We start from the raw sequence: 21,367 nt of genomic DNA, 5'->3' as shown, positions 1-21,367 counted from the left end.
TAATCGTCAGATTGTGCACAAGAGATATCTACCATGGCTTCACCCAACGAAAACGCCAGCATGGCACTGTTCTGCGACTTCGAAAACGTCGCACTGGGCGTCCGCGACGCCAACTACGAGAAATTCGACATCAAGCCTATCCTGGAACGCTTGCTGCTGAAGGGCAGCATCGTGGTCAAGAAGGCATACTGCGACTGGGACCGCTACAAGGGCTTCAAGGCCCCAATGCATGAGGCAAACTTCGAACTGATCGAAATTCCGCACGTGCGCCTGTCGGGCAAGAACTCGGCCGATATCCGCATGGTGGTCGATGCCCTGGACCTGTGCTACACCAAGGCCCACGTCAATACCTTCGTCATCATTTCCGGCGACTCCGATTTTTCGCCGCTGGTGTCCAAGCTGCGTGAAAACGCCAAGCGCGTGATCGGTGTGGGCGTGAAGGATTCGACTTCCGACCTGCTGGTGGCCAACTGCGACGAATTCATTTTCTACGACGACCTGGTGCGCGAATCGCGCCGCCAGCGCCAGGCTACTCGTGATTCGCGCGAGCAGCAGCCTAAGCGTACGCCGGAAGAAGAGAAGCGCCGCCGCGAGGAGATGGACAAGCGCCGCAACCAGTGCATCGAGATCGCTTACACCACGTTCGACGCACTGGCTGCGGAGCGTGGCGAGGGCAAGATCTGGGCATCCGTTCTGAAGGAAGCGATCAAGCGCCGCAAGCCGGACTTCAGCGAGTCGTATTACGGTTTCCGTACCTTCGGCAACCTGCTGGAAGAAATGAAGGCGCGCGGTTTGCTGGAATTCGGTCGCGATGAAAAGTCGGGCGCGTATGTGTACCGTGGCAACCAGCCGGTGGTGCTGCCTGTGACTGAGGCTTCGGCCGAACAGGAGCCGGCTGCAGATGCAGTCGCTGGCGAGTCGGCGGAGGGCGCGGAGGAAGCCGTTGCCGCTGCGCAGGGCGAAGCTGGCGAAGCGCGCCGCGAGCGCGAAGGCCGCGATGGCCGCCGTAATCGTGGCAACCGTGGCGGCCGCGGGCGCCGTGGCGAGGGCGATGTAGTGCCCGCTGCTGCAGCAGTTGAAGTTCCGGCAGATGCCGAAGTTGCCGCCGTGGCGGGAGTAGAGGAGCTTGCTCCGGTGGTGGAGGCCGTCGCTGAAGCCCCGGCCGAAGCGCCTGCTAAAGCTCCTGCCAAGCGCACCCGTGCTGCGGCCAAAAAGCCGGCTGCCAAGAAGACCAGCTCGCGCGGCAGCAAGGTAGCGCAAGCCGCGGCCGATGCGGCGGAAGCGGTGCAGCAGGCGGAGGCGGTGCTGGCTGCGGCTTCCGAAGCTGCGGTGGTGGCAGAAGCGGCGGCAGTGGAGGCGCCAAAGCGCGCCAAGAAGCCGGGCATGCACAAGCCTTCCGCGCGCAGCAAGCTGCCGAAGAAGCCGAAAGCAGAAGCGTAATTTCGAACAATCGCCGTGCAACGCACGGCGATGTTTTTTCTGCCATACTCCCGGGCACTATGCCCTTCATCTCCGAACTCACACTCTACCCGATCAAGTCCTGCGCCGGCCTGTCGCTGAAGCATGCGACGCTCACCCGCGCCGGCCTGATGACCGAGCAAATCTACGACCGTGAATGGATGCTGGTCGACGCCAACGGCATCGCCCTGACCCAGCGTGAGCATCCGCGCATGGCCCTGATCGTGCCGCGCCTGAAATCGGAAACCATGGAGCTGCGCGCGCCCGGCATGCTGCAACTGGAGATCCCCCTGGGCCTGCCGGATCCGGAGACCGCGCCAAGCCTGCAAGTCCAGGTCTGGGACGATACCGTGCTCGCCTACGATTGCGACGACCTCACCGCCACCTGGTTCAGCAAGTTCCTCGGCATCGAATGCCGCCTGGTGCGCTTCCACGCCAACGCAAAGCGCCTGACCAGTGGCAAATGGACCAATGGCGACCAGCACCCAACCCTGTTCTCCGACGGCTACCCGATCCTGGTGATCGGCACCGGTTCCTTGCAAGACCTCAATGAGAAACTGCAGCAGCAGGGCCGCCAGCCGCTGCCGATGAACCGCTTCCGCGCCAACCTGATCGTCGGCGACCTGGATGCCTTTGAAGAGGACTACACCGAAGCATTCCGCATCGGCGAGGCCGTCCTGAAGCCGGTTAAGCCCTGCGCGCGCTGTCCTATGCCGTCGGTTGACCAGTCCACCGGCGAATTCGGCCCCGACCCGCTGGACATCCTGCAAAGCTACCGCGCCAAGCCGGAAGTCGATGGCGGCATCTGCTTCGGCATGAATGCAATCGTTACAACGGGTGATGGCGTAAAACTATCGGTTGGCGACCAAATCGAGGTTACACTGTCGTTTTAGTAGTGAATGGCGGCGGGCGATGGAGATCACGCAGAAAATCACGGGCAAGCAACCCACCCAGGCGGAACTGGCGGCGGAAAACCAGTCCCTGCGCGCCCGTCTTGCCTACCTGATCGACCAGGCCGAACGCAATCACTCGATCATGACGCGCCACCAGGCGTTTGACCTGGAAATCGTCGGCGCGGCCAGCTTTCCCGAACTGATTGGCACCATTTTCCGCACCTTGCCGGTGATTTCCGATCTGGATGCGGTGACCCTGACCCTGGTCGACGTGGATGACGATATCCGCAACGTGATGGAAAAGCTGGGCGTCAATTTCTCTGAATTTCCCGACCTGGTGTTCGTTCCCGACGTGGCGGACCTGGCCTTCGATTTCGAGCCTGGCCACGCGCCCAAGCCACATCTTGGCATGTTCGACGCGCAGAAGCACGGCCGCCAATTTCCGCAACCGGGCGCACGCCTGCAAAGCGTGGGCGTGGTGCCGCTGCTGCGCAACAAGCGCCTGATTGGTTCACTGAACCTGGGCAGCGCGGACCCGACGCGCTTTTCACCTAGCCTGGGCACGGACTTCGTTGAGCATATGGCGTCCATCATCGCCATCTGCCTGGAGAACGTGATCTCCAATGAGATGCTGAAATACATGGGGCTGACCGATGCGCTGACCGGCGTGTTCAACCGCCGCTATGTCGATCGCCGCCTGCTGGAAGAGATTTCACGTGCGCGCCGGCAGTCGTATCCGGTGTCGTTCATGTACATCGATATCGACCATTTCAAGCGGGTCAACGATACCGTGGGCCATGGCGGCGGCGATGAGGTGCTGCGTGAGGTGGCTAGCCGGATCAAGGCTGAACTGCGGCTGTCGGATGCCTTGGCGCGCTTTGGCGGCGAGGAGTTTGTGGTGCTGCTGATTGATGCGGACCTGGAGAGCGCCACCTATGTTGGCGAGCGCATTCGCGCCGGGATTGCGGCCAGCATGATTGAGCTGTCGCATGGGGTGAAGGTGTCGATTACTGCGTCGGTTGGAGTGTCCAGCCTGGCGCAGGTGCCGGAGGATGCGAAGCCGGAGGAGCAGGCGGCGCAGCTGATTGAGCAGGCGGATGAGGCGCTGTATCAGGCCAAGGAAGGCGGGCGGAATCGGGTGATCCGGTTCGCGGCCTGAACCCGGTAAACCTGGGTCAGACCCAAGGGTCTTACCCTGAGACGCGACGGTTGCAGGTGCGGGTCTGACCCTTGCCGGATGGCCGTCCCGTCGTACCCTGGGTTACCGGGTTTAAGCCAGCAGATCACTCTCCGCGCGCGACACTTCTTCCGCCGTCCCGCGCAACACCACCACATCCCCCGCCTCGAGTGTCACGCCTGGTTCCGCATCCAGGCGCGTCTTCCCGCGCCGGATCGCCGAAATCTCCGCTCCCGTCTCATCCAGCCCCAGATCCCGCACACACTTGCCGATGCACGAAGCCTGCTCGCCCAGCGGCACCGAATGCAAGCGCACCATCTCCGCCTCCTCACCGCTATCGCTCGCCCCGTGGAAGTAGCCGCGTAACGACGCATACCGCTCCTCACGCGCCCGCTGCACGCGGTGCACCACGCGGCGCAGCGGCACGCCCAGCATCACCAGCGCATGGGACGCTAGCATCAGCGAGCCTTCCATCAGTTCCGGCACCACCTCTGCCGCACCGGCTTCCTTCAGCCGGTCCAGGTCCGAATCATCGTGCGAGCGCACGATCACCGGCAGCTCCGGCGCGAGTTCATGCACCAGGTGCAGCACCTTCAGCGCGGAAGGCGTGGAGGCATAGGTAATCACCACCGCCGATGCGCGCTTGATGCCCGCCGCCACCAGCGACTCGCGCCGCGCGGCATCGCCGTAGGAAACGTTGGCGCCGGCCGCCTGTGCTTCCTGCACGCGGATCGGATCCAGGTCCAGCGCCTGGTAAGCAATCTTTTCCTCGGAAAGCAGGGTGGCCAGCGACTGGCCCGAGCGGCCAAAGCCCGCCACGATCACATGCTTTTGCGCCGACATCGTGCGCGCCGCGATATTGGTCAGGTTCAGCGACTGCATCATCCACTCATTGGCGGAGAACTTCATCACGATCCTGTCCGACTGCTCGATCAGGAAAGGCGCCAGCAGCATGGACAGCACCATCGAAGCCAGCACCACCTGCACTACGAAAGGATCGACCAGCTTCATGCCGCCCACCACGTTCAGCAGCACGAAGCCGAATTCGCCCGCCTGCGCCAGCGCCAGGCCGGTGCGCATGGAAGTCGAGGTGGAAGCGCCGAACAGGCGCGCCAGGCCTGCAATCAGGGTGAATTTGAGCAGCACCGGGCCGGTCAGCAGCACCAGTACCAGCCACCAGTTTTCCAGCACCACGCGCGCATTGAGCAGCATGCCCACGGTGATGAAGAACAGGCCAAGCAGCACGTCGCGGAAAGGCTTGATGTCCTCTTCCACCTGATGCTTGTATTCGGTCTCGGAAATCAGCATGCCCGCCAGGAAGGCGCCCAGTGCCATCGACAGGCCGGCCTGCTCGGTGATCCATGCCGCGCCCAGCGTTACCAGCAGCAGGTTAAGCATGAACAGTTCCTGCGAGCGGCGCAGCACGACGATGGTGAACCACTTGCGCATCACCTTCTGGCCCAGGAACAGCAGCAGGATCAGCACCACGGCCGCCTTCAGGCCCGCCAGGCCCAGGGTCTTGGGCAGGTCGGCCGGATTCTGCGCCAGCGCCGGGATCAGGATCAGCAGGGGTACCACCGCCAAGTCCTGGAACAGCAGGATGCCGATGATCTTGCGGCCATGCTCGCTTTCCAATTCCAGCCGCTCTGTGAGCAATTTGACCACAATCGCGGTGGAAGACATGGCCAGTGCGCCGCCCAGGGCGAACGAAGCCTGCCACCCCAGGTGGATGGAGGGCGGCAACAGGAAATGGATGATCCAGCCAAATAGCATGGTGGCGGCGATGGTCAGCCCCACCTGGGCCATGCCCAGCCCGAACACGATGGAGCGCATGGCCATCAGCTTGGGCAGGGAAAATTCCAGCCCGATCGAGAACATCAGGAACACCACCCCGAACTCGCCTAGCAGCTCGGTGGCGTGGCTTTGCTCCGCCAGCCCCATGGCATGGGGGCCCAGCAGGATGCCGACGGCCAGGTAGCCCAGCATCGGCGGCAAATGCATCATACGGAAGGCAACCACGCCCAAAACGGCGCTGCCTAAGAGGAGAAGAGTCAGTTCAAGAGGCGTGAACATCCGTTGTTGTTTTGTCTGGCAAGTTTTTTGCTTATCTAATTCGGCTATACTTCGGGCATGAGTGTAACCCATGAAAAAACAATGCTGAAATCTTTTGATGCCAAGACCGCAACCCGTGCCCTGGAACTGGCGCGCGAGGCCCTGCAGATCGAGACGGACGCCCTGGCCGCGCTGAATGCGCGTCTGGCGAACGACGAGACTGTGGGCCAGGCCGTGTCCCTGTTGCTGCAATGCAAGGGCCGCGTCGTGGTTTCCGGCATTGGCAAGTCTGGCCATATCGGCAAGAAAATCGCCGCCACCCTGGCCTCCACCGGCACCCCGGCCCTGTTCGTGCACCCGGCTGAAGCCGCGCACGGTGACCTGGGCATGGTGACCCCGGAAGACGTGGTGATCGCGATTTCCTATTCCGGCGAAGCGGCCGAACTGATGGCCATCCTGCCTGTGGTCAAGCGCATGGGCGGCCACGTGATCGCCATGACTGGCAAGCCGACTTCGAGCCTGGCCAAGATCGCCGACGTGCACCTGGACGTATCGGTAGCCAAGGAAGCCTGCCCGATGAACCTGGCGCCGACCGCATCGACCACCGTCACGCTGGCGCTGGGCGACGCGATTGCCGTGACCCTGCTGGACTTGCGCGGCTTCAAGGAAGAAGATTTCGCCCGTTCCCACCCTGGTGGCGCCCTGGGCCGCCGCCTGCTGACCCATGTGCGCGATGTGATGCGCAAGGACGGCGCCATTCCGGCCGTGGGCCTGGAAACGCGCCTGCCGGACGCCCTGCTTGAAATCACGCAGAAGGGCATGGGCATGACCGCCATCGTCGATGCGGCGAACAAACCGGTCGGCGTGTTCACCGACGGCGATTTGCGCCGCATGATCGAGAAGGTGCAGGACTTCACCAAGGTCGTCATCAAGGACGTCATGCACCTGAACCCGCGCACCATCGGCCCCGACCAATTGGCGGTTGACGCCGTGGCGGTGATGGAAGAATTCCGCATCAACCAGATGCTGGTGGTGGACCCGGACGGCACGCTGGTTGGCGCGCTGCACATTCACGACCTGACACGCGCCAAGGTGATCTGATGACGCTCAATCGTGAAGACCTGGTCGCGCGCGCTGCCAAAGTACGCCTGTTCATCTTCGACGTGGACGGCGTGCTGACGGACGGCAGCCTGACTTACGGCGCCGATGGCGAGTCGGTGAAGACCTTCAACGTGCACGACGGCCTTGGCATCAAGCTGCTGCAGGAGGCCGGCATCAAGACCGCGATCATTTCCGCCCGCCGCACGCCTATCGTGCTGGCGCGCGCCAAGGACCTGGGTATCGATTACGTGCACCAGGGCGGTCATGACAAGCTGACCCCATTCAAGGCCCTGCTGAACGAGTTGGGGCTGGAAGAAGAGCAGGTCGCCTTCATCGGCGACGACGTGGTGGACCTGCCACTGCTGCGCCGTGTCGGCTTTGCCGTCAGCGTGCCGAATGGCCGCAAGGAAGCGCATCAGCATGCCCACTACATCACGGAAGCTGCGGGCGGCCGCGGTGCGGTGCGTGAAGCCTGCGAATTCGTGCTGCACGCAACCGGTAATTACGAGCGCGTAATGGCGCAGTTCCTGGTGTAAAAGGATCGAGCGATGCGCAACCAGAGGATAGCCCACCGCTTCCGCCTTTCCGTCGGCATGATATTGGTGCTGCTGGCGGCGCTCGGCAGCTTCTATCTGCTCGAACTGCTGAACCGCGCGGGTGAACAGATGCAGGCCGACAAGCGCGCCAATGAGCCGGATTACATCATCGAGAATTTTTCCTTCGTCCACATGTCGAAGGATGGCAAGCCAAGCTATATCATTGCCGGCGACAAGCTGACGCATCGTCCTATCGACGATTCGTCCGTGATCGACAAGCCGCGTGTTCATAGCCTGGCCAGCGAGCGTCCGCCGATGGAGATCCTGTCGGAGACGGCGCGCGTGGACCAGGGAAATAGCCGGGTCACACTGAACGGCAAGGTCACGATCGACCGCGCCCCGGCGCCGAACGCGCAAGCGCTGCATATGGCAACGGAAAAGCTGGTGGTCTTCCCTGACGAAGACCGCATGGAAACCGACGTCCCGGTGAAGATGAAAATCGGCGCCACGACTGCCTCGGCCAACAGCATGCGCGCCAATAACGCAACGCGCGAAATGCACCTGCAAGGCGCTGGCACGCTGGTGCTGCCGCCGAAGGCACAATAAAAAGGAATGAATATGAAACGACTACTGTTGTCGGCTGCCCTGCTGCTTTGCGCAGCCGAGCCGGCGCTGGCCGAAAAGGCCGACTCCTACAAGCCTACCGTCATCAATTACGCCTCGATGGATATCGATGACGTGAAGCAGATCACCATCCTGTCGGGCGGCGTCAAGCTCTCGCGCGGCACCCTGACCATGACCGCCGAACGCGCCTTCGTCAAGCAGTCGCCGGAAGGCTTCCAGCAGGTGACCCTGTTCGGTGACGGTAAGAAGGCCACCTTCCGCCAGAAGCGTGATGGCGCTGGCGACCAGTGGGTGGAAGGTGATGCCGACCGAATCGAATACGACGAGCAGGTCGAATTGGTGAAGATGTTCACCAAGGCCACCATCCGTCGCCTGGAAGGCGGCAAGCAGAATGATGAAGTGCAGGGCGAGTTCATTTCCTACGACAGCCGTAAGGAGTTCTTCAGCGTGCGCAATACCGCAACCGGCGAGAGCAAGCCGGGCGGCGGCCGTGGCACCATGGTGATCCAGCCTTCGCGCACCGAGCCGCCCGCGGCATCGGCCGCAGCGTCGGCCGCGGCATCGGCTACAACCACGCCTCCTACCACGTCGGAGAAGAAGTAAGCATGCAAGCAAATTCCTGCGCCAGCACGCTGGTCGTGCGCGGCCTCCAGAAAACTTACGGCAAGCGCCAGGTAGTGCACGACGTGTCGCTGCAAGTCGATTGCGGCGAAGTGGTGGGCCTGCTGGGTCCTAACGGCGCCGGCAAGACCACCTCCTTCTACATGATCGTGGGCCTGGTGGCCTCGGACGCCGGCACCATCGATATCGGCGGCACCGACGTCTCCAGCCTGCCGATCCACAAACGCGCTACGCTGGGCCTGTCCTACCTGCCGCAGGAAGCTTCGGTGTTCCGTAAGCTGACGGTGGAAGAGAATATCCGCGCCGTGCTGGAGATCCAAAAGGTCGACGGCAAGGCGCTTAGCAAAGCCGAAATCGACCAGCGCCTGGAAGCCCTGCTGGCGGACTTGCAGATCGAGAAGCTGCGCGAGAACCAGGCCCTGTCGCTATCCGGTGGTGAGCGCCGCCGCGTGGAGATCGCGCGCGCACTGGCTACCAATCCGCGCTTCGTGCTGCTGGACGAACCGTTCGCCGGCGTCGACCCGATCGCCGTGATCGAAATCCAACGAATCGTGCGTTTCCTGAAGGAGCGCAACATCGGCGTTCTGATCACCGACCATAATGTACGGGAGACCCTCGGCATTTGCGACCGCGCCTACATCATCAACCAGGGCGCCGTGCTGGCTTCGGGCCGCCCGGACGACATCATTGCCAATGAATCCGTACGCCGCGTTTATCTCGGCGAACACTTCCGCATGTAAGCGAAGGCCATGAAACAAACACTGCAACTGCGAACCTCGCAACACCTGGCGCTGACGCCGCAGCTGCAACAATCCATCCGCCTGCTGCAGCTGTCCACGCTGGAGCTGCACCAGGAGTTGGAACAGCTGCTCGGCGACAATCCGATGCTGGAGCGTCTTGACGATCCGCTCGACCACTCTGTGCGGCTGCTGGCCGATGGCGCCATCAGCCAGGGTAGCGGCAATGGCACCGAAGGCCCCGCCACGCCAGCGCAGGAAAGTGCGCCGGGCGAGTGTGGCGAAGCCCCGGCCGCAGCCTCCGAAGGCGACGCCTATGAAGGCGGCGAAGGCGAGGGCGGCAACGGCAGCGACGACACGGACTGGAGTTCCAGCTCCGGCAGCAAATCTGCCGACGACGAAGACAGCCGCCCGCAGCTGGAAGCTTCCGGCTGCACCTTGCGCGAACACTTGCTGGAACAGATGCGAGTGACCGTACAGGAGCCGCGCGACCGCGCCCTGATGGAAATGATCATCGACGCGCTGGACGACAATGGCTACCTGGAAGAGCCGCTGGAAGAAATCCACGAGCGTCTGCCGCCCGAGCTGGAAATCGAACTGGATGACCTTCGCTGCAGCCTGGTGCTGTTGCAAAGCTTTGACCCGGCCGGCGTGGCCGCACGCAATGCTTCCGAATGCCTGGCGCTGCAGATCAAGCGCATGCCAGGCGTGCCGATGGTGACGCGCCGCATGGCGCTGGTCATCGTCGAGAAGCACCTGGCATGGTTCGCCCAGCGCGAGTTCACCAAACTGAAAAAAGCCCTCGACTGCGACGACGAAGATTTGCGCGAAGCGCAGTGCGTCATCCGCCAGTGCAACCCGCACCCGGGCGCCGAGTTCGCATCGGGCGATTCCGATTACGTCGTGCCCGACGTGATCGTGAAGAAGGGCCGCGGCGGCTGGCTGGTCATGCTGAATAACGACGTGGTGCCGCGCCTGCGTGTGAACGCGCTGTACGCCAACCTGCTCAAGCAGGGCAAAAGCGAGTCGCAGATGAACGGCCAGCTGCAGGAAGCTAAGTGGCTGATCAAGAATATGCGCCAGCGCTTCGACACCATCCTGCGCGTCGCGGAAGCGATAGTAGAAAGACAAAAGAATTTTTTCAGCCATGGCGCGGTCGCCATGAGGCCCCTTGTGTTGCGTGAAATTGCTGATACACTGGGACTACACGAGAGCACTATTTCTCGCGTAACAACTCAAAAATATATGCTCACCCCGCATGGCATGTTTGAGTTGAAATATTTCTTTGGTAGCCACGTCGCGACCGAAGCTGGGGGTGAAGCTTCATCGACTGCGATACGGGCACTGATCGTGCAACTGACAGGAGCAGAAGACCCGAAAAATCCTTTATCCGACAGTAAGATTGCGGACATGCTGGGAGAACAAGGCATGGTGATTGCGCGACGGACTGTTGCCAAATATCGAGAAGCGTTGAAAATCCCTCCGGTAAGCCTCCGCAAATCTTTGTAGTGCAGTGCATGGGTTCCTCTGTGCGTTTCGGCGTACACGAACTCGAGAGCGACATCATCTTTAGGAGTGTGTATGAATCTCACCATCAGTGGACATCATGTCGAAGTGACCCCGGCCATTCGCGAGTACGTGCAGAGCAAGCTGGAACGAGTCAAGCGCCATTTCGATCAAGTAATCGATATTGCTGTCATCCTGACTGTAGATAACCTCACCGAGAAAGAGAAACGTCAGAAAGCGGAAATCAACCTGCGCATGTCTGGCAAAACTGTTTACGTCGAAAGCCTGTCGCAAGATCTCTACGCCGCCATCGATACCCTGATTGATAAACTGGATCGCCAGGTCATGAAATACAAAGACCGTGTGCAGAACCACAGTCATGCGGCCATCAAGCATTTCCCGGATACGTACGAAGCACCACCCACCGCCATGTAAAGGACTGGCCGTGTAGCACACCAAAGGGCGCAATTGGCGCCCTTTTTTGCGGTTAAAATATTTGCATGAGCGAACACGTCCAAACCCATATCTCCAACGGCACCGGCTTCATCACGCTGGACCGCCCTAAAGCCCTCAATTCCTTGTCCCTCGACATGGTGCGCGCAATGACCCAGGCGCTGCTGGATTGGCGCGATAACGCGTCTGTGGCCGCCGTGGTTGTGCGGAGCACCAGCGAACGCGCCCTGTGCGCAGGCGGCGATATCCGCTTTTTCTACGATGTCGGCCGCGCCAATACGCAAGGCGACAGCGCGCTGCTGGAAGACTTTTTCACCGAAGAATATGCACTGAACCACTTGATCCATTTCTATCCAAAGCCTTACGTGGCGCTGATGGATGGCGTGGTGATGGGCGGCGGCATGGGCATCGCGCAAGGCGGCCCTGACTGCGGCGTGCGCATCGTTACCGGCCGCACCAAGATGGCCATGCCGGAAGTGAATATTGGACTGTTCCCCGATGTGGGCGGGAGCCATTTCCTGTCGCACGCACCGGGGCAGCTGGGCATGTGGCTCGGCCTGACTGGCCTGACCGTCGGCGCCGCTGATGCCCTCTACCTGGACCTGGCCGATTACTTCGTGCCGGAGACTGAGCTGGCCGCCCTGACCGCGCTGGTCGAATCCACACCCGGTAAATCGCTGCGCGACGCGATCGCTGTCTTCGCCGGCCCGCACAACGCCTTCGCCGGCGACAGCGAGCTCGAAGCGCAGCGCGCGCTGATCGACAAGCACTTCGCCGCAGGCTCGGTGCCGGCCATTATGGAATCGCTGCGCGGCGACAGCTCGCCCTTTGCGCAGAAGTCGCTGAAGGCGATGGAGCTGCGCTCCCCGCTGATGATGTGCGTGACCCACGAACTGCTCAAGCGCGGCGCCGCGCTGGGCGTGTCGGACTGCCTGCGCATGGAGCGTAATCTCGTGCGCCGCAACTTCGAACACGGCGAGATCTTTGAAGGCGTGCGCGCGCTGGCGATCGACAAGGACAACCAGCCGAAGTGGAATCCAGCGACGCTGGCCGAAGTCACGCCCACGATGGTGGCGCGCTTCTTCGAACCATGCTGGCCGGCCTGGGCGCATCCCCTGCGCCACCTCGCATGAGGGAACTGGACCGGATCGACCGCAGCATCCTCAATATCCTGCAAGAGGATGCCAGCACGCCTTTGCGCGAGATCGCGGAGCGCGTGCATTCATCGGTCGCCACCTGCCAGCGCCGCATCGAAAAGCTGCGCACTGACGGCGTGCTGGTGAAAGCCGTCGCGCTGGTCGACCGCGCGCTTGCGGGCCGCCCGCTGACGGTTTTCGTATCGGTTGAGCTGGAGAAGCAGAACACCGACATCCTCAAACAATTCGAACACCGCATGCGGTCCGAACCCGAGGTAATGTCCTGCTACGAGGTGGCGGGCGAATTCGACTTCCACCTGATCGTCACAGTGGAATCAATGGAAGAATACAGCGCCTTCACCCGCCGCGTCTTCACCTCCCACCACAACGTCATCAACGTCAAAAGCCTGTTCGCCATGAACTGCTCGAAGTTCGAAACCAAGCTGACGCTTTAAGCCTGTTCGCCCCGAACCTTTTCGAAGAAGGTTTCGGGCGCCTTGGCGACAAACACTTTTTCTTGCAGGGTCTGTCGCAGGAAAGCGATTACGGCTTGTTCTGCGTCGTTGTTCTGCAATAGCGAAAGGTCTTTTGCATCCTGGCCTTTAAGTAGAAAGCGATAGTGCCGATTCTTTTCCTGGCCGTAGACTTTAACTTGTTCGATGTCTTCCAGTGGGATGGACTCTACGGTTTTTTGGAATCCTGGATTTCGGAATAGCAGCACCCCATCCTTGACTGCGACAATCGGCTCTCCATCCGGCCCGAGCTTTCGCATTTGGAAGTAGCGAATGATTGCAAAGGCTGCAAACAATCCAACTGCGCCCGTCAAATGGCCACTGCCGACCATGTGCCAAACCACGACCAACGCAGCAGCAATTCCGTAGAAAACCAGCTCGCGGGCTATGGAGGTTGGCTTGAAGATGCCATTCTCGGTAACGTGAAACGAGGGGAGTCGCGTCCGCATGTCGTAGGCCGCGAATGCCACTGAACAACATGGCAGCCAAATCCATAGTATTTCAGACTTGATGACCGCGATTCCGTCAGGTCCGAGGAAGCGATCCGCAGTCAAAGGCGAGACCTTGATGAACTGCGTGGGGAAGAACAATCGTTGATCCGACAGCGGCCACCAGAGGGCCGCTCCGAGGCCTCCAGTCGTGCATATATCGAGCAATGGATGCGAGACGCAGGCGGCCGCCACAAAGGCGCCCGCAACCCACCATCTCGCGCGGAACCACGGCGCCACCAAGGCTGCCAGGGCTCCCAAGGCAAGTGCAAACATGACCGAGTGCGATGCGCCGCGATGACCGAATTGGTTGGCGTATTCGATGCCGAGTTTGAGCCCGACCACGTCCAGGTCAGGCACCATGGACGCAAGCATCCCAGCGACCAGCAGCCTGCGGGAAATCCGTTTCGAACCGAGCGCTACGCCGAGTGCCAGCGGGATAGCTGCATGCGAAATGATGGTGGGCATGATGCTTACTCGCTGTGCCCGAGAACGACCATCCAAACGAACCAGATCAGGGCAGTCGTAAGCACTGGCGCAAGTATGGCAGCGACGCTAGTTTGGATCACCTTGCGCATCGGCGGCAACGGAATGTTGCGTGTCAGCTTGTGTTGTATCAGGCTACAAGCAAACAGTGGCACGAGCAAGATGATGGCGTGAGTTAGAGGCGATGGCGTGCCGCCGCCAAGGACGGCCATGACGCCGACGAACCAGGCGCACGCAAAGAGGACCGCGAGTCCGAACGCTTTCAGCGCAGTCACTCTTTAGGGCAATCGACTGGCGGCAGTGGGCCGAAGACGACTTCGGACTCTGGCGGGCCGGAAGTCTGCAGGATGTAAACGACTTTGGCAACGGTGTCGATGTACATCATGTGCGCGCGGCCGCCGGGTAGCATGCCGGGAGAGTTGAGGTTGATCTGGCGCGTTTCGCGCAGGTTTCCCGGCAACTTCGGCACGGTGGGCCACTTTTCTTGCGTGCCGGAAGGCGACACGAAGTGGCCGTAGTGCGCGGCTGTGCAACGCCAGATCGGATCCGGGTCAACGGGTGCAGCGCCCAGCGCTGCTGCAAGCAGTAATGAGATCGCCATATGCAGATAATAGATCAATAATCCAGTGACACATGAACTAAATTGTTACCGTTTGCTGAGCTGCGGCCTGGCTGGCGGCGCGCCGCTCTCCATACGAATGCGCAGTACGCCGTCCTCCTTCACCAGCAGGACCGCGTAGGAATGCGAGAAGGACTCTACGCCAGCTTTGTCGCTGCGCGCGACACCGCCAGTGATCATCACCGCCTGGTCGCCAAGCTTTTCAAATGCCAGGTTTTGCCAGCGGAACGTGACGGGCGGCTTCCAGCTCGTCGCATATTCGCCGGACAGCTTGTCGAACGAAATCTCTTCTTTCCATTCCCCGCCAATGAAAATGGCGCCGCGCCGGGAATAGCGGTTGGCGAGCGCCTTGCGGTCGCCAGCTGTGACGTCGTCCGCGTACGTATCCATGAAGAAGTGCGCGAGATCGAGGATGTCGGTGGCTGCGGGATCGGCACAGGTGATCCTTGGCAGTGGGCCGAAGATCACCACGGTGTCCGGCGTGCCGGCGGTTTGTTCGATATAGGCGTTGCCCGATTTGGGATCAACATACATGACATGCGCCTTTCCGCCGGCGAAAAGGCCAGAGGTGGTAAGCAGCATGGACCTCTTGCCGCGCAAATGCTCCGGCAAGGATTTCAGCACAGGCCATTTAGCCGAGCTGCCGGAAGGGGAAAGGAAAGCGCCGTAATGTTTCGCTGTGCAGCGCCAGGCGGGATCTGGATCGATATCGGCACCAGCGGCGCCAGCGGAGGCAGCCAAGGCGGCGACCAATATGAGTAATCTCATTTTTCCTCCAGCGATGTGTAGGCGGGAGAGCTTAGCATAAAGGGAAGTGAAAAAATTTCCCACGGCCCTGCACGTAATCGGGAAATCGTTTCGCGCGCACTGCCTAAGATGATCGCTCGTCGTTTGAAAGGAGAGCATCATGATTGACCACGTATCCATCGCCACCCGTGACCTGCCGCGCGCTGTGGAATTCTACAAAGCCTGCCTGGAGCCGCTGGGCTACAGCGTGCAGCACCAGGACGCAGGGCAGGCCATCTTCGGCGCAGACGGCCACTGGGCCTTCGCAATCTATCCGGCGCAAGGCGATGCGCCGCTGGTAGGGCAGCGCGGGCATATCGCCATCAAGGCCAAGTCGCAGCTGGCGACACATGCTTTCCATGCGAACGCCATCGCGCAAGGCGCCGTCTCGCTCCGCACTCCAGGCCTGCGCCCTGACGTGAATGAGCGCTATTTTGGAACGATGATCACCGATCCGGACCAGCATACGATCGAAGTGGTGCACTGGCTGGACTAATTTGGTGCAGAGGGCCGGCCGGCGGCTGGCCCGCATCTTGCTGTTACGCTTGGGTCATTCACTTTACCGAAGCGCTCATGACCACCATCCGCTCTGCCCACCCGGCCGATGCTGCCGCCATCGCGGCAATTTATAACCATTACGTCGCAACCAGCACCATCACTTTCGAGGAGGCCGAAGTCGGCGTCGACGACATGGCCAGCCGTATCACGAAAGTCATCTCATCCAAGCTGCCCTGGCTGGTATTCGAACAGGACGGCAAAATCCTCGGCTACGCCTACGCCAGCAAATGGAAGGAACGTTCCGCGTATCGCTTCTCGGTCGAGAGCTCGATTTACCTGCACCCGGAAATGCGCGGCAAGGGTTTTGCGCGCAAGCTGTACCAGCATTTGCTCGACATCCTGCGCCAGAGCGGCGTGCACCTGGTGATCGGCGGGGTGGCGCTGCCGAACGAGGCCAGCGTGGGCCTGCACGAGAAGATGGGCTTCCAGCGTGTCGGTGCATTCAAGGAAGTCGGCCGCAAGTTCGGCCGCTGGATCGACGTCAGCTACTGGCAGCTGCGGCTGGAGTGATCAGGCCTGCTCGCGGTGGCGCAGCACCACGGTTTCAGTTGGCGCGAAGTGTCGCGCCAGGCGCTCGGCCATATACACTGAGCGGTGCTGTCCGCCGGTGCAGCCTACCGCCACCGTCAGGTAGGAACGGTTGTCGCGCTTGAAGTGCGGGAGCCATTTGGTGACGAAGCCTTTGATATCCTGGAACATCTCTTCTGCGCTTTCCTGCGCATCGAGGAAAGCGATCACCGGCGCATCGCGGCCGTTCAATGGGCGCAGCGCTAGGTCGTAATACGGATTCGGGATAGCGCGCACGTCGAACACGAAATCGGCATCGAGCGGAACGCCGACCTTGAAAGCGAACGATTCAAACAGCAGCGTCAGTGGCGCGTTCTCGCTGTGCACCAGGTCCTTGATCCATGCGCGCAGCTTGTTGGCGCTCATCTCCGACGTATCGATCACGTGGCCAAGCTGCTGGATGGCAGACAGGCGCTCGCGTTCTTCGGCGATACTTTCAATCAGCGTGCGGCGTGCGGCCGGATTCTGGCCGGGGTGGATTTCATGCGACAGCGGGTGGCTGCGGCGGGTTTCTGAAAAACGCGCGACCAGCGAATGCGTGTTCGCGGTGAGGAAGATCACCTTGACCTCGTGACCGTCTTCTTTCAGCTTGCGGTATTCACCGGGCAGGCTGGCAAGGCTGGAGGCGCTGCGCGCATCGACCGCAACGGCAAGCGCTTGTGTGCCATCAACGGAAAGGCGATTGACGAGATCGGGCAGCAGTGCAGGCGGCAGGTTGTCGACACAGTAGTAGCCCGTGTCTTCGAGGACATTCAGCGCAACGGATTTTCCGGCGCCGGAGATACCAGTGAGTAGGACGATTCGCATGTGACCGATAGTACCATCAAGTGGCATCAATCACCGCTCATCGCCTGCCGCTGGCGCTCCATGAATTCTTGCAAGGTGTCGATGCCGCGCAACTGCAGGATGGTGTTGCGCACTGCGGCTTCCAGCAGAACCGCGATGTTTCGGCCAGCCGCCACAGGAATCACGACTTTGCGGATCGGAAGTCCCAGCACGTCTTCGGTTGGGAACTGGAACGGCAGGCGCTCCACTTCTTCTTCCAGCGCGGAGCGACGCACCAGGTGCACGATCAGTTTCAATCGCATCTTGCGGCGCACGGCGGTTTCGCCGAAGATCGCCTTGATATCGAGCAGGCCAAGGCCGCGCACTTCCAGCAGGTTTTGCAGCAGCGGCGGGCAACGGCCTTCGATCATGTTAGGCGCGATGCGCGCGAATTCCACAGCGTCGTCGGCCACCAGGCCATGCGAACGTGAAATCAATTCAAGACCCAGCTCGGATTTACCGAGGCCGGAGTCGCCGGTAATCAGTACGCCAACGCCCAGCACGTCCATGAACACGCCGTGCATGATGATGCGCTGCGCCAGCTTCTTCGACAGGTAGACGCGCAGGAAGTCGATCACCTGCGCCGCAGGCAGCGGCGTGGAAAACAGCGGGATATTCTTTTCGTCGCAGATCGCCAGGATGTCCGGCGGCGTCTCGAGGCCTTGCGCGATGATCAGCGCCGGCGGGCCGCCTGCGATCAGTTCACCGATGACATGCGCGCGCGTCAGCGATTTGAGGCGCTGGTAGTAATTGATTTCCTGGTGGCCGAACACCTGGATACGTCCGGGGTGAATCGTATTCAAGTGGCCAACCTGGTCGGCGGCCGAAGCCACGTCGCCGGAGATCAGGCGCTCGCCGCCGGGGAAGCCGGCGAACCATCCCAGTTGCAGGGTTTCGCGATTGTCGTCGTACAGTCTCTGGATCGTCAGCGGCGTTTGCAGCATGGCTTAACTCGCCGCCTGCAGGCTAGGCTGCCAGTTGACGATGCGGCTGTAGACCGATTTTGGATCAGGATCTTCCGTCAGCGCGGTGCGGAAGGCGTCGTCCGAGAACATTTCTGCGATCTCGGACAGAATTTCAAGGTGCTGCTGCGTCACGTGGTCAGGAATGAGCAGGAAGAACAGCAGGTTCACTGGTTTACCGTCCGGCGATTCGAAAGGGATCGGCTCGGCCAGGCGGACGAAAGCTGCCAGCGGCGCCTTCAGGCTCTTGGAACCCTTGATGCGCCCGTGCGGTACCGCCACGCCGTGACCAAGGCCGGTGGAGCCCAGGCGCTCACGCGCGAACAGGTTATCGGATACGGTGGATCGGGCGATGCCGCAGTTGTTCTCAAAAATGAGACCGGCTTGCTCGAAAGCGCGCTTTTTACTGGAGACTTCCAGGTCGAGCTGGACGTTCTCTAGCGAAAGGATTTTGCTCAGGTTATTCATGACACGACATTAGGTGCTGTTGCGAGCGCATTATAGGCTTGTTTCTCAGCCGTGTAACTCGAATTTCACGCAATGTTTCCCTTGGGAAAAACCTTTTACTGGCGGGCGTTGCGCAAATTGGACGGCCGCTGTGCACTACTAAAGTTGGTGCGCCATGGGTTGATATCAAGACCGCCCCTACGGGTATAACGCGCATACACCGTCAAATGTTGAGGCTTGCATTGACGAAGGATGTCCGTAAAAATGCGCTCGACGCACTGCTCATGGAACTCATTATGCTCCCGGAAACCGATCAGGTATTTGAGCAAGCTTTCCTGGTCGATTTGCGGGCCGTAGTAGCTGATCTGCACGCTGCCCCAGTCGGGCTGGCCGGTGACCAGGCAATTTGACTTCAGCAGGTGGGAAACGAGGGTTTCCTCTACTGGCAGTTCGTCGAAGTTGGCTTTCAGCGTTTCCGGTTGCGGGGAATAGTTGTCGACATCGATGTCGAGGCGGTCCAGCAACTGGCCTTCCAGCTCACCCATTTCCAGTTTGGCGAAGTCTTCCTGCATGGTGAGGGTGACGTGCACGCTCGCGTCGGCGGCGGCGGACAGGTCCTGCTGCAGCAGCATCTTCAGCGCGTCCGGACCAGCCAGCTTGGTCTGGTTGAAGGAATTGAGGTAAAGCTTGAAAGATTTAGATTCGATCAAGTTCGGCGAGTCGGCTGGGATGGTGAAGCGCGCCACTGCGACTTGCGGTTTGCCGCGCATATTGAGCCAGGAAAGCTCATAGCCGTTCCAGATGTCCACGCCGAAGAAGGGCAGGGTGCCATTCAGGCCCAGCTCGTCACGCTTGCCTTGGCGCGGGATAGGGAACAGGAGTTCCGGCGCGTAATCGGTGCGGTAGGCGGAGGTTTTGCCGAGGGGGGAATGTTCTGGGAGGTTGGACATGGCAGAGTTTTCTTGAAACGGTCTGCCAGTTTACCTGAAACCCGGTAAATCAGGGTCTGACCCGCAGGGTCAGACCCTGTAGGGTCTTGGGGACGCGGGGTTGGTTCGAGGTCTTTGACTTTTTGAGAAGATCAATGGCGCATAACCGACATCAATAGCTGCTGATCTGACGGGGTCTGACCCTGCGGGTCAGACCCAGGTTTACCGGGTTTAAAGGAACAGCTTGTACACCGGATTCTGCGACTCATCCCAATAGCGATAACCGAGAGTCGCCAGGAACTGCGTAAACTTATCCGCATCCTGCGCCGGCACCTGCAAGCCGATCAGAATCCGTCCCACATCCCCGCCTTGCGAGCGGTAATGGCACAGCGAGATATTCCACTCCGGTTCCATCGAATCAAGGAAGCGCATCAGTGCCCCCGGACGCTCCGGGAACTCAAAGCGATACAGCAGTTCATCCCGAGCCAGCTCGCTCTTGCCGCCCACGAGGTGGCGCAGGTGCGACTTGGCCAATTCATCATGCGTCAAGTCCAGCGTCTTGAAATCATTCTCTTCAAAGCGTCGAGCAATGGCCGACGATTCGCTACGGTCCGCAATCTGCACGCCAACGAACACGTGCGCCTGCTCCTTGTCGCTTATACGGTAGTTGAACTCCGTCACATTGCGCGGACCCACCAGGCCGCAGAAGCGCTTGAAGCTGCCGCGCTGTTCCGGAATGGTGACCGCAAACACTGCCTCGCGCGCCTCGCCCAGCTCTGCCCGTTCCGCCACAAAGCGCAGGCGGTCGAAGTTCATATTGGCGCCGCTGCACACGGTCACCAGAGTCTCGCCCTTGATCGGAAACTTACCCATTTCCGAGCGTTCCACATAAGCCTTGGCGCCGGCAACCGCCAGCGCGCCGGAAGGCTCGAGGATCGATCGGGTATCGGTGAACACGTCCTTGATCGCGGCGCAAATCGCATCGGTATCGACCACGATCACTTCGTCGACAAACTGCTGCGCAAGGCGGAAGGTTTCCTCGCCCACCAGGCGCACGGCGGTGCCGTCGGCAAACAGGCCTACGTCGGACAGGGTCACGCGTTCACCAGCCTTGAGCGAACGGCCCATCGCATCCGAATCCATGGTCTGCACGCCGATCACCTTGATGTCCGGGCGCAGCTGCTTTACGTAGGCGGCAACGCCGGCAATCAGGCCGCCGCCGCCGATCGGCACGAAGATGGCGTGGATAGGGCCGGAATGCTGGCGCAGAATTTCCATCGCAATCGTGCCCTGGCCGGCGATCACTTCCGGATCGTCGAAGGGGTGCACGAAGGTCAGCTTCTGCTCTTTCTCGAGTTGCAGGGCGTGGTTGTAGGCGTCCGTATAGGACTCGCCGTGCAGCACCACTTCCACGCTGGCGCCGCCGCGGCGACGCACGGATTCAACTTTCAGCTGCGGGGTGGTGGCCGGCATGACGATGAGTGCACGGCAACCGAGTTTGGCTGCGGACAGGGCGACGCCCTGCGCATGGTTGCCGGCCGAAGCGCAAATGACGCCGCGCTTCAATTGCGCGTCGCTCAGATTCGCCATCTTGTTGTAAGCGCCGCGTACCTTGAAGCTAAAGACGTCCTGCATGTCCTCGCGCTTGAAGTAAATCTGGTTTCCAATTCGTTGCGAAAGAATCGGCGCCAGTTCAAGCGAGGTTTCATGGGCCACGTCGTAGACGCGGGAGGTCAGGATTTTCTTCAGGTAGTCGATAGTCATGATTTGCAAAGTAAAAGGTGTGGTGCAAAGACTGTCAACGGCGGGTAACCGGAGGAGGCGCACGCCTGCCATGCGGGTATGCGGGTGGCGGGCTGTCTAACGTGCATTGAGCTTGGTATGGATGATTATA

23 protein-coding genes are annotated in these 21,367 nt (G+C 60.7%); 14 read left to right on the top strand and 9 right to left on the bottom strand.

Annotated features, from left to right (window positions below):
- Positions 1-33 precede the first annotated feature (33 nt).
- From AC1RTP_RS20615 to AC1RTP_RS20605, 3 genes are read left to right on the top strand one after another with little or no spacing between them, the layout of a single operon-like run.
- The gene (locus tag AC1RTP_RS20615) at positions 34-1,440 is read left to right on the top strand and encodes an NYN domain-containing protein (protein ID WP_498610021.1); all 1,407 of its coding nucleotides are present in this window, start codon (positions 34-36) and stop codon (positions 1,438-1,440) included.
- A gap of 59 nt (positions 1,441-1,499) precedes the next feature.
- Positions 1,500-2,351, top strand: a complete 852-nt coding sequence (locus tag AC1RTP_RS20610; RefSeq protein WP_498610020.1) for an MOSC domain-containing protein — start codon at positions 1,500-1,502, stop codon at positions 2,349-2,351.
- Positions 2,352-2,370: 19 nt separating this feature from the next.
- Positions 2,371-3,510 carry a GGDEF domain-containing protein gene (locus AC1RTP_RS20605; RefSeq protein ID WP_498610018.1) on the top strand — a complete coding sequence of 380 codons (1,140 nt, stop codon included), beginning with the start codon at positions 2,371-2,373 and terminating at the stop codon, positions 3,508-3,510.
- 111 nt (positions 3,511-3,621) lie between these two features.
- On the opposite strand, the gene AC1RTP_RS20600 is transcribed toward AC1RTP_RS20605, so the two are convergent.
- A complete protein-coding gene (locus AC1RTP_RS20600; protein ID WP_498610016.1) occupies positions 3,622-5,601 on the bottom strand; it encodes a monovalent cation:proton antiporter family protein in 1,980 nt (659 codons plus the stop codon).
- 57 nt (positions 5,602-5,658) lie between these two features.
- Here AC1RTP_RS20600 and AC1RTP_RS20595 point away from each other — a divergent pair, with 57 nt between their 5' ends.
- From AC1RTP_RS20595 to AC1RTP_RS20555, 9 genes are all read left to right on the top strand, one after another.
- Positions 5,659-6,681: a KpsF/GutQ family sugar-phosphate isomerase gene (locus AC1RTP_RS20595; RefSeq protein WP_498610014.1), complete on the top strand. Its 1,023-nt coding sequence runs from the start codon at positions 5,659-5,661 to the stop codon at positions 6,679-6,681.
- Complete coding sequence (locus tag AC1RTP_RS20590) at positions 6,681-7,217, top strand: KdsC family phosphatase (protein ID WP_498610013.1); 537 nt, start codon at positions 6,681-6,683, stop codon at positions 7,215-7,217. The genes AC1RTP_RS20595 and AC1RTP_RS20590 overlap by 1 nt, the downstream gene beginning before the upstream one ends.
- A gap of 12 nt (positions 7,218-7,229) precedes the next feature.
- Entirely contained in the window at positions 7,230-7,823 is a 594-nt protein-coding gene (gene lptC / locus AC1RTP_RS20585; RefSeq protein WP_498610011.1) for an LPS export ABC transporter periplasmic protein LptC, read from the top strand.
- A gap of 12 nt (positions 7,824-7,835) precedes the next feature.
- Positions 7,836-8,444: a lipopolysaccharide transport periplasmic protein LptA gene (lptA, locus tag AC1RTP_RS20580; protein ID WP_498610009.1), complete on the top strand. Its 609-nt coding sequence runs from the start codon at positions 7,836-7,838 to the stop codon at positions 8,442-8,444.
- Positions 8,445-8,446: 2 nt separating this feature from the next.
- On the top strand, positions 8,447-9,202 hold the full coding sequence (gene lptB, locus AC1RTP_RS20575) for an LPS export ABC transporter ATP-binding protein (protein WP_498610007.1): 756 nt from the start codon (positions 8,447-8,449) through the stop codon (positions 9,200-9,202).
- 9 nt (positions 9,203-9,211) lie between these two features.
- Positions 9,212-10,708: an RNA polymerase factor sigma-54 gene (locus tag AC1RTP_RS20570; RefSeq protein WP_498610005.1), complete on the top strand. Its 1,497-nt coding sequence runs from the start codon at positions 9,212-9,214 to the stop codon at positions 10,706-10,708.
- A gap of 72 nt (positions 10,709-10,780) precedes the next feature.
- The gene (gene hpf, locus AC1RTP_RS20565) at positions 10,781-11,140 is read left to right on the top strand and encodes a ribosome hibernation-promoting factor, HPF/YfiA family (protein WP_498610004.1); all 360 of its coding nucleotides are present in this window, start codon (positions 10,781-10,783) and stop codon (positions 11,138-11,140) included.
- Positions 11,141-11,205: 65 nt separating this feature from the next.
- Positions 11,206-12,291 (top strand): enoyl-CoA hydratase/isomerase family protein, encoded by a 1,086-nt coding sequence (locus AC1RTP_RS20560; RefSeq protein ID WP_498610002.1) that lies wholly within the window; start codon positions 11,206-11,208, stop codon positions 12,289-12,291.
- On the top strand, positions 12,288-12,749 hold the full coding sequence (locus AC1RTP_RS20555) for an Lrp/AsnC family transcriptional regulator (protein ID WP_498610000.1): 462 nt from the start codon (positions 12,288-12,290) through the stop codon (positions 12,747-12,749). Before AC1RTP_RS20560 ends, AC1RTP_RS20555 begins: the two co-directional genes overlap by 4 nt.
- Here AC1RTP_RS20555 and AC1RTP_RS20550 read toward each other — a convergent pair.
- The 3 genes from AC1RTP_RS20550 to AC1RTP_RS20540 all read right to left on the bottom strand — a co-directional run bounded on the left by AC1RTP_RS20550 (position 12,746) and on the right by AC1RTP_RS20540 (position 15,167).
- A complete protein-coding gene (locus AC1RTP_RS20550) occupies positions 12,746-13,762 on the bottom strand; it encodes a metal-dependent hydrolase (RefSeq protein WP_498609998.1) in 1,017 nt (338 codons plus the stop codon). The genes AC1RTP_RS20555 and AC1RTP_RS20550 overlap by 4 nt on opposite strands.
- A 289-nt stretch (positions 13,763-14,051) precedes the next feature.
- Positions 14,052-14,381, bottom strand: a complete 330-nt coding sequence (locus AC1RTP_RS20545; RefSeq protein ID WP_498609997.1) for a hypothetical protein — start codon at positions 14,379-14,381, stop codon at positions 14,052-14,054.
- Between the two features lie 45 nt (positions 14,382-14,426).
- Positions 14,427-15,167 (bottom strand): hypothetical protein, encoded by a 741-nt coding sequence (locus AC1RTP_RS20540; protein WP_498609996.1) that lies wholly within the window; start codon positions 15,165-15,167, stop codon positions 14,427-14,429.
- A 139-nt stretch (positions 15,168-15,306) separates the two neighbouring features.
- Here AC1RTP_RS20540 and AC1RTP_RS20535 point away from each other — a divergent pair, with 139 nt between their 5' ends.
- Positions 15,307-15,681: a VOC family protein gene (locus tag AC1RTP_RS20535; RefSeq protein WP_498609995.1), complete on the top strand. Its 375-nt coding sequence runs from the start codon at positions 15,307-15,309 to the stop codon at positions 15,679-15,681.
- 77 nt (positions 15,682-15,758) lie between these two features.
- Positions 15,759-16,253 carry an arsinothricin resistance N-acetyltransferase ArsN1 family B gene (locus AC1RTP_RS20530; protein WP_498609993.1) on the top strand — a complete coding sequence of 165 codons (495 nt, stop codon included), beginning with the start codon at positions 15,759-15,761 and terminating at the stop codon, positions 16,251-16,253.
- Here the strand turns inward: AC1RTP_RS20530 and rapZ are convergent, their stop codons facing one another.
- From rapZ to ilvA, 5 genes are all read right to left on the bottom strand, one after another.
- Entirely contained in the window at positions 16,254-17,117 is an 864-nt protein-coding gene (gene rapZ, locus AC1RTP_RS20525; protein WP_498609992.1) for an RNase adapter RapZ, read from the bottom strand. It lies immediately after the preceding gene.
- Positions 17,118-17,143: 26 nt separating this feature from the next.
- The gene (gene hprK / locus AC1RTP_RS20520) at positions 17,144-18,079 is read right to left on the bottom strand and encodes an HPr(Ser) kinase/phosphatase (protein WP_028101576.1); all 936 of its coding nucleotides are present in this window, start codon (positions 18,077-18,079) and stop codon (positions 17,144-17,146) included.
- 3 nt (positions 18,080-18,082) lie between these two features.
- Positions 18,083-18,565 (bottom strand): PTS sugar transporter subunit IIA, encoded by a 483-nt coding sequence (locus AC1RTP_RS20515; RefSeq protein WP_498609990.1) that lies wholly within the window; start codon positions 18,563-18,565, stop codon positions 18,083-18,085.
- 95 nt (positions 18,566-18,660) lie between these two features.
- The gene (gene queF, locus AC1RTP_RS20510) at positions 18,661-19,494 is read right to left on the bottom strand and encodes an NADPH-dependent 7-cyano-7-deazaguanine reductase QueF (RefSeq protein ID WP_498609988.1); all 834 of its coding nucleotides are present in this window, start codon (positions 19,492-19,494) and stop codon (positions 18,661-18,663) included.
- 210 nt (positions 19,495-19,704) lie between these two features.
- Positions 19,705-21,237, bottom strand: coding sequence for a threonine ammonia-lyase, biosynthetic (ilvA, locus tag AC1RTP_RS20505; RefSeq protein WP_498609987.1), 1,533 nt, complete (start codon positions 21,235-21,237; stop codon positions 19,705-19,707).
- Between the last annotated feature and the right edge of the window lie 130 nt (positions 21,238-21,367).

It is taken from the genome of Pseudoduganella sp. GW821-FHT11H04 (assembly GCF_058807935.1).
The sequence above is the reverse complement of the archived record's forward strand: the minus strand, read 5'-3'. Positions and strand labels throughout refer to the sequence as shown.

Excerpts from the sequence above, each read along its gene's own strand:
- AC1RTP_RS20610 (WP_498610020.1), top strand. The coding sequence starts at position 1,500 with ATGCCCTTCATCTCCGAACTCACACTCTACCCGATCAAGTCCTGCGCC.
- AC1RTP_RS20615 (WP_498610021.1), top strand. The coding sequence starts at position 34 with ATGGCTTCACCCAACGAAAACGCCAGCATGGCACTGTTCTGCGACTTC.
- AC1RTP_RS20550 (WP_498609998.1), bottom strand. The coding sequence starts at position 13,762 with ATGCCCACCATCATTTCGCATGCAGCTATCCCGCTGGCACTCGGCGTA.
- AC1RTP_RS20545 (WP_498609997.1), bottom strand. The coding sequence starts at position 14,381 with ATGGCGATCTCATTACTGCTTGCAGCAGCGCTGGGCGCTGCACCCGTT.
- AC1RTP_RS20570 (WP_498610005.1), top strand. The coding sequence starts at position 9,212 with ATGAAACAAACACTGCAACTGCGAACCTCGCAACACCTGGCGCTGACG.
- AC1RTP_RS20560 (WP_498610002.1), top strand. The coding sequence starts at position 11,206 with ATGAGCGAACACGTCCAAACCCATATCTCCAACGGCACCGGCTTCATC.
- AC1RTP_RS20555 (WP_498610000.1), top strand. The coding sequence starts at position 12,288 with ATGAGGGAACTGGACCGGATCGACCGCAGCATCCTCAATATCCTGCAA.
- lptC (WP_498610011.1), top strand. The coding sequence starts at position 7,230 with ATGCGCAACCAGAGGATAGCCCACCGCTTCCGCCTTTCCGTCGGCATG.
- ilvA (WP_498609987.1), bottom strand. The coding sequence starts at position 21,237 with ATGACTATCGACTACCTGAAGAAAATCCTGACCTCCCGCGTCTACGAC.
- AC1RTP_RS20535 (WP_498609995.1), top strand. The coding sequence starts at position 15,307 with ATGATTGACCACGTATCCATCGCCACCCGTGACCTGCCGCGCGCTGTG.
- AC1RTP_RS20540 (WP_498609996.1), bottom strand. The coding sequence starts at position 15,167 with ATGAGATTACTCATATTGGTCGCCGCCTTGGCTGCCTCCGCTGGCGCC.
- hprK (WP_028101576.1), bottom strand. The coding sequence starts at position 18,079 with ATGCTGCAAACGCCGCTGACGATCCAGAGACTGTACGACGACAATCGC.
- AC1RTP_RS20600 (WP_498610016.1), bottom strand. The coding sequence starts at position 5,601 with ATGTTCACGCCTCTTGAACTGACTCTTCTCCTCTTAGGCAGCGCCGTT.
- hpf (WP_498610004.1), top strand. The coding sequence starts at position 10,781 with ATGAATCTCACCATCAGTGGACATCATGTCGAAGTGACCCCGGCCATT.
- rapZ (WP_498609992.1), bottom strand. The coding sequence starts at position 17,117 with ATGCGAATCGTCCTACTCACTGGTATCTCCGGCGCCGGAAAATCCGTT.
- AC1RTP_RS20605 (WP_498610018.1), top strand. The coding sequence starts at position 2,371 with ATGGAGATCACGCAGAAAATCACGGGCAAGCAACCCACCCAGGCGGAA.
- AC1RTP_RS20530 (WP_498609993.1), top strand. The coding sequence starts at position 15,759 with ATGACCACCATCCGCTCTGCCCACCCGGCCGATGCTGCCGCCATCGCG.
- lptA (WP_498610009.1), top strand. The coding sequence starts at position 7,836 with ATGAAACGACTACTGTTGTCGGCTGCCCTGCTGCTTTGCGCAGCCGAG.
- lptB (WP_498610007.1), top strand. The coding sequence starts at position 8,447 with ATGCAAGCAAATTCCTGCGCCAGCACGCTGGTCGTGCGCGGCCTCCAG.
- AC1RTP_RS20515 (WP_498609990.1), bottom strand. The coding sequence starts at position 18,565 with ATGAATAACCTGAGCAAAATCCTTTCGCTAGAGAACGTCCAGCTCGAC.
- AC1RTP_RS20590 (WP_498610013.1), top strand. The coding sequence starts at position 6,681 with ATGACGCTCAATCGTGAAGACCTGGTCGCGCGCGCTGCCAAAGTACGC.
- AC1RTP_RS20595 (WP_498610014.1), top strand. The coding sequence starts at position 5,659 with ATGAGTGTAACCCATGAAAAAACAATGCTGAAATCTTTTGATGCCAAG.
- queF (WP_498609988.1), bottom strand. The coding sequence starts at position 19,494 with ATGTCCAACCTCCCAGAACATTCCCCCCTCGGCAAAACCTCCGCCTAC.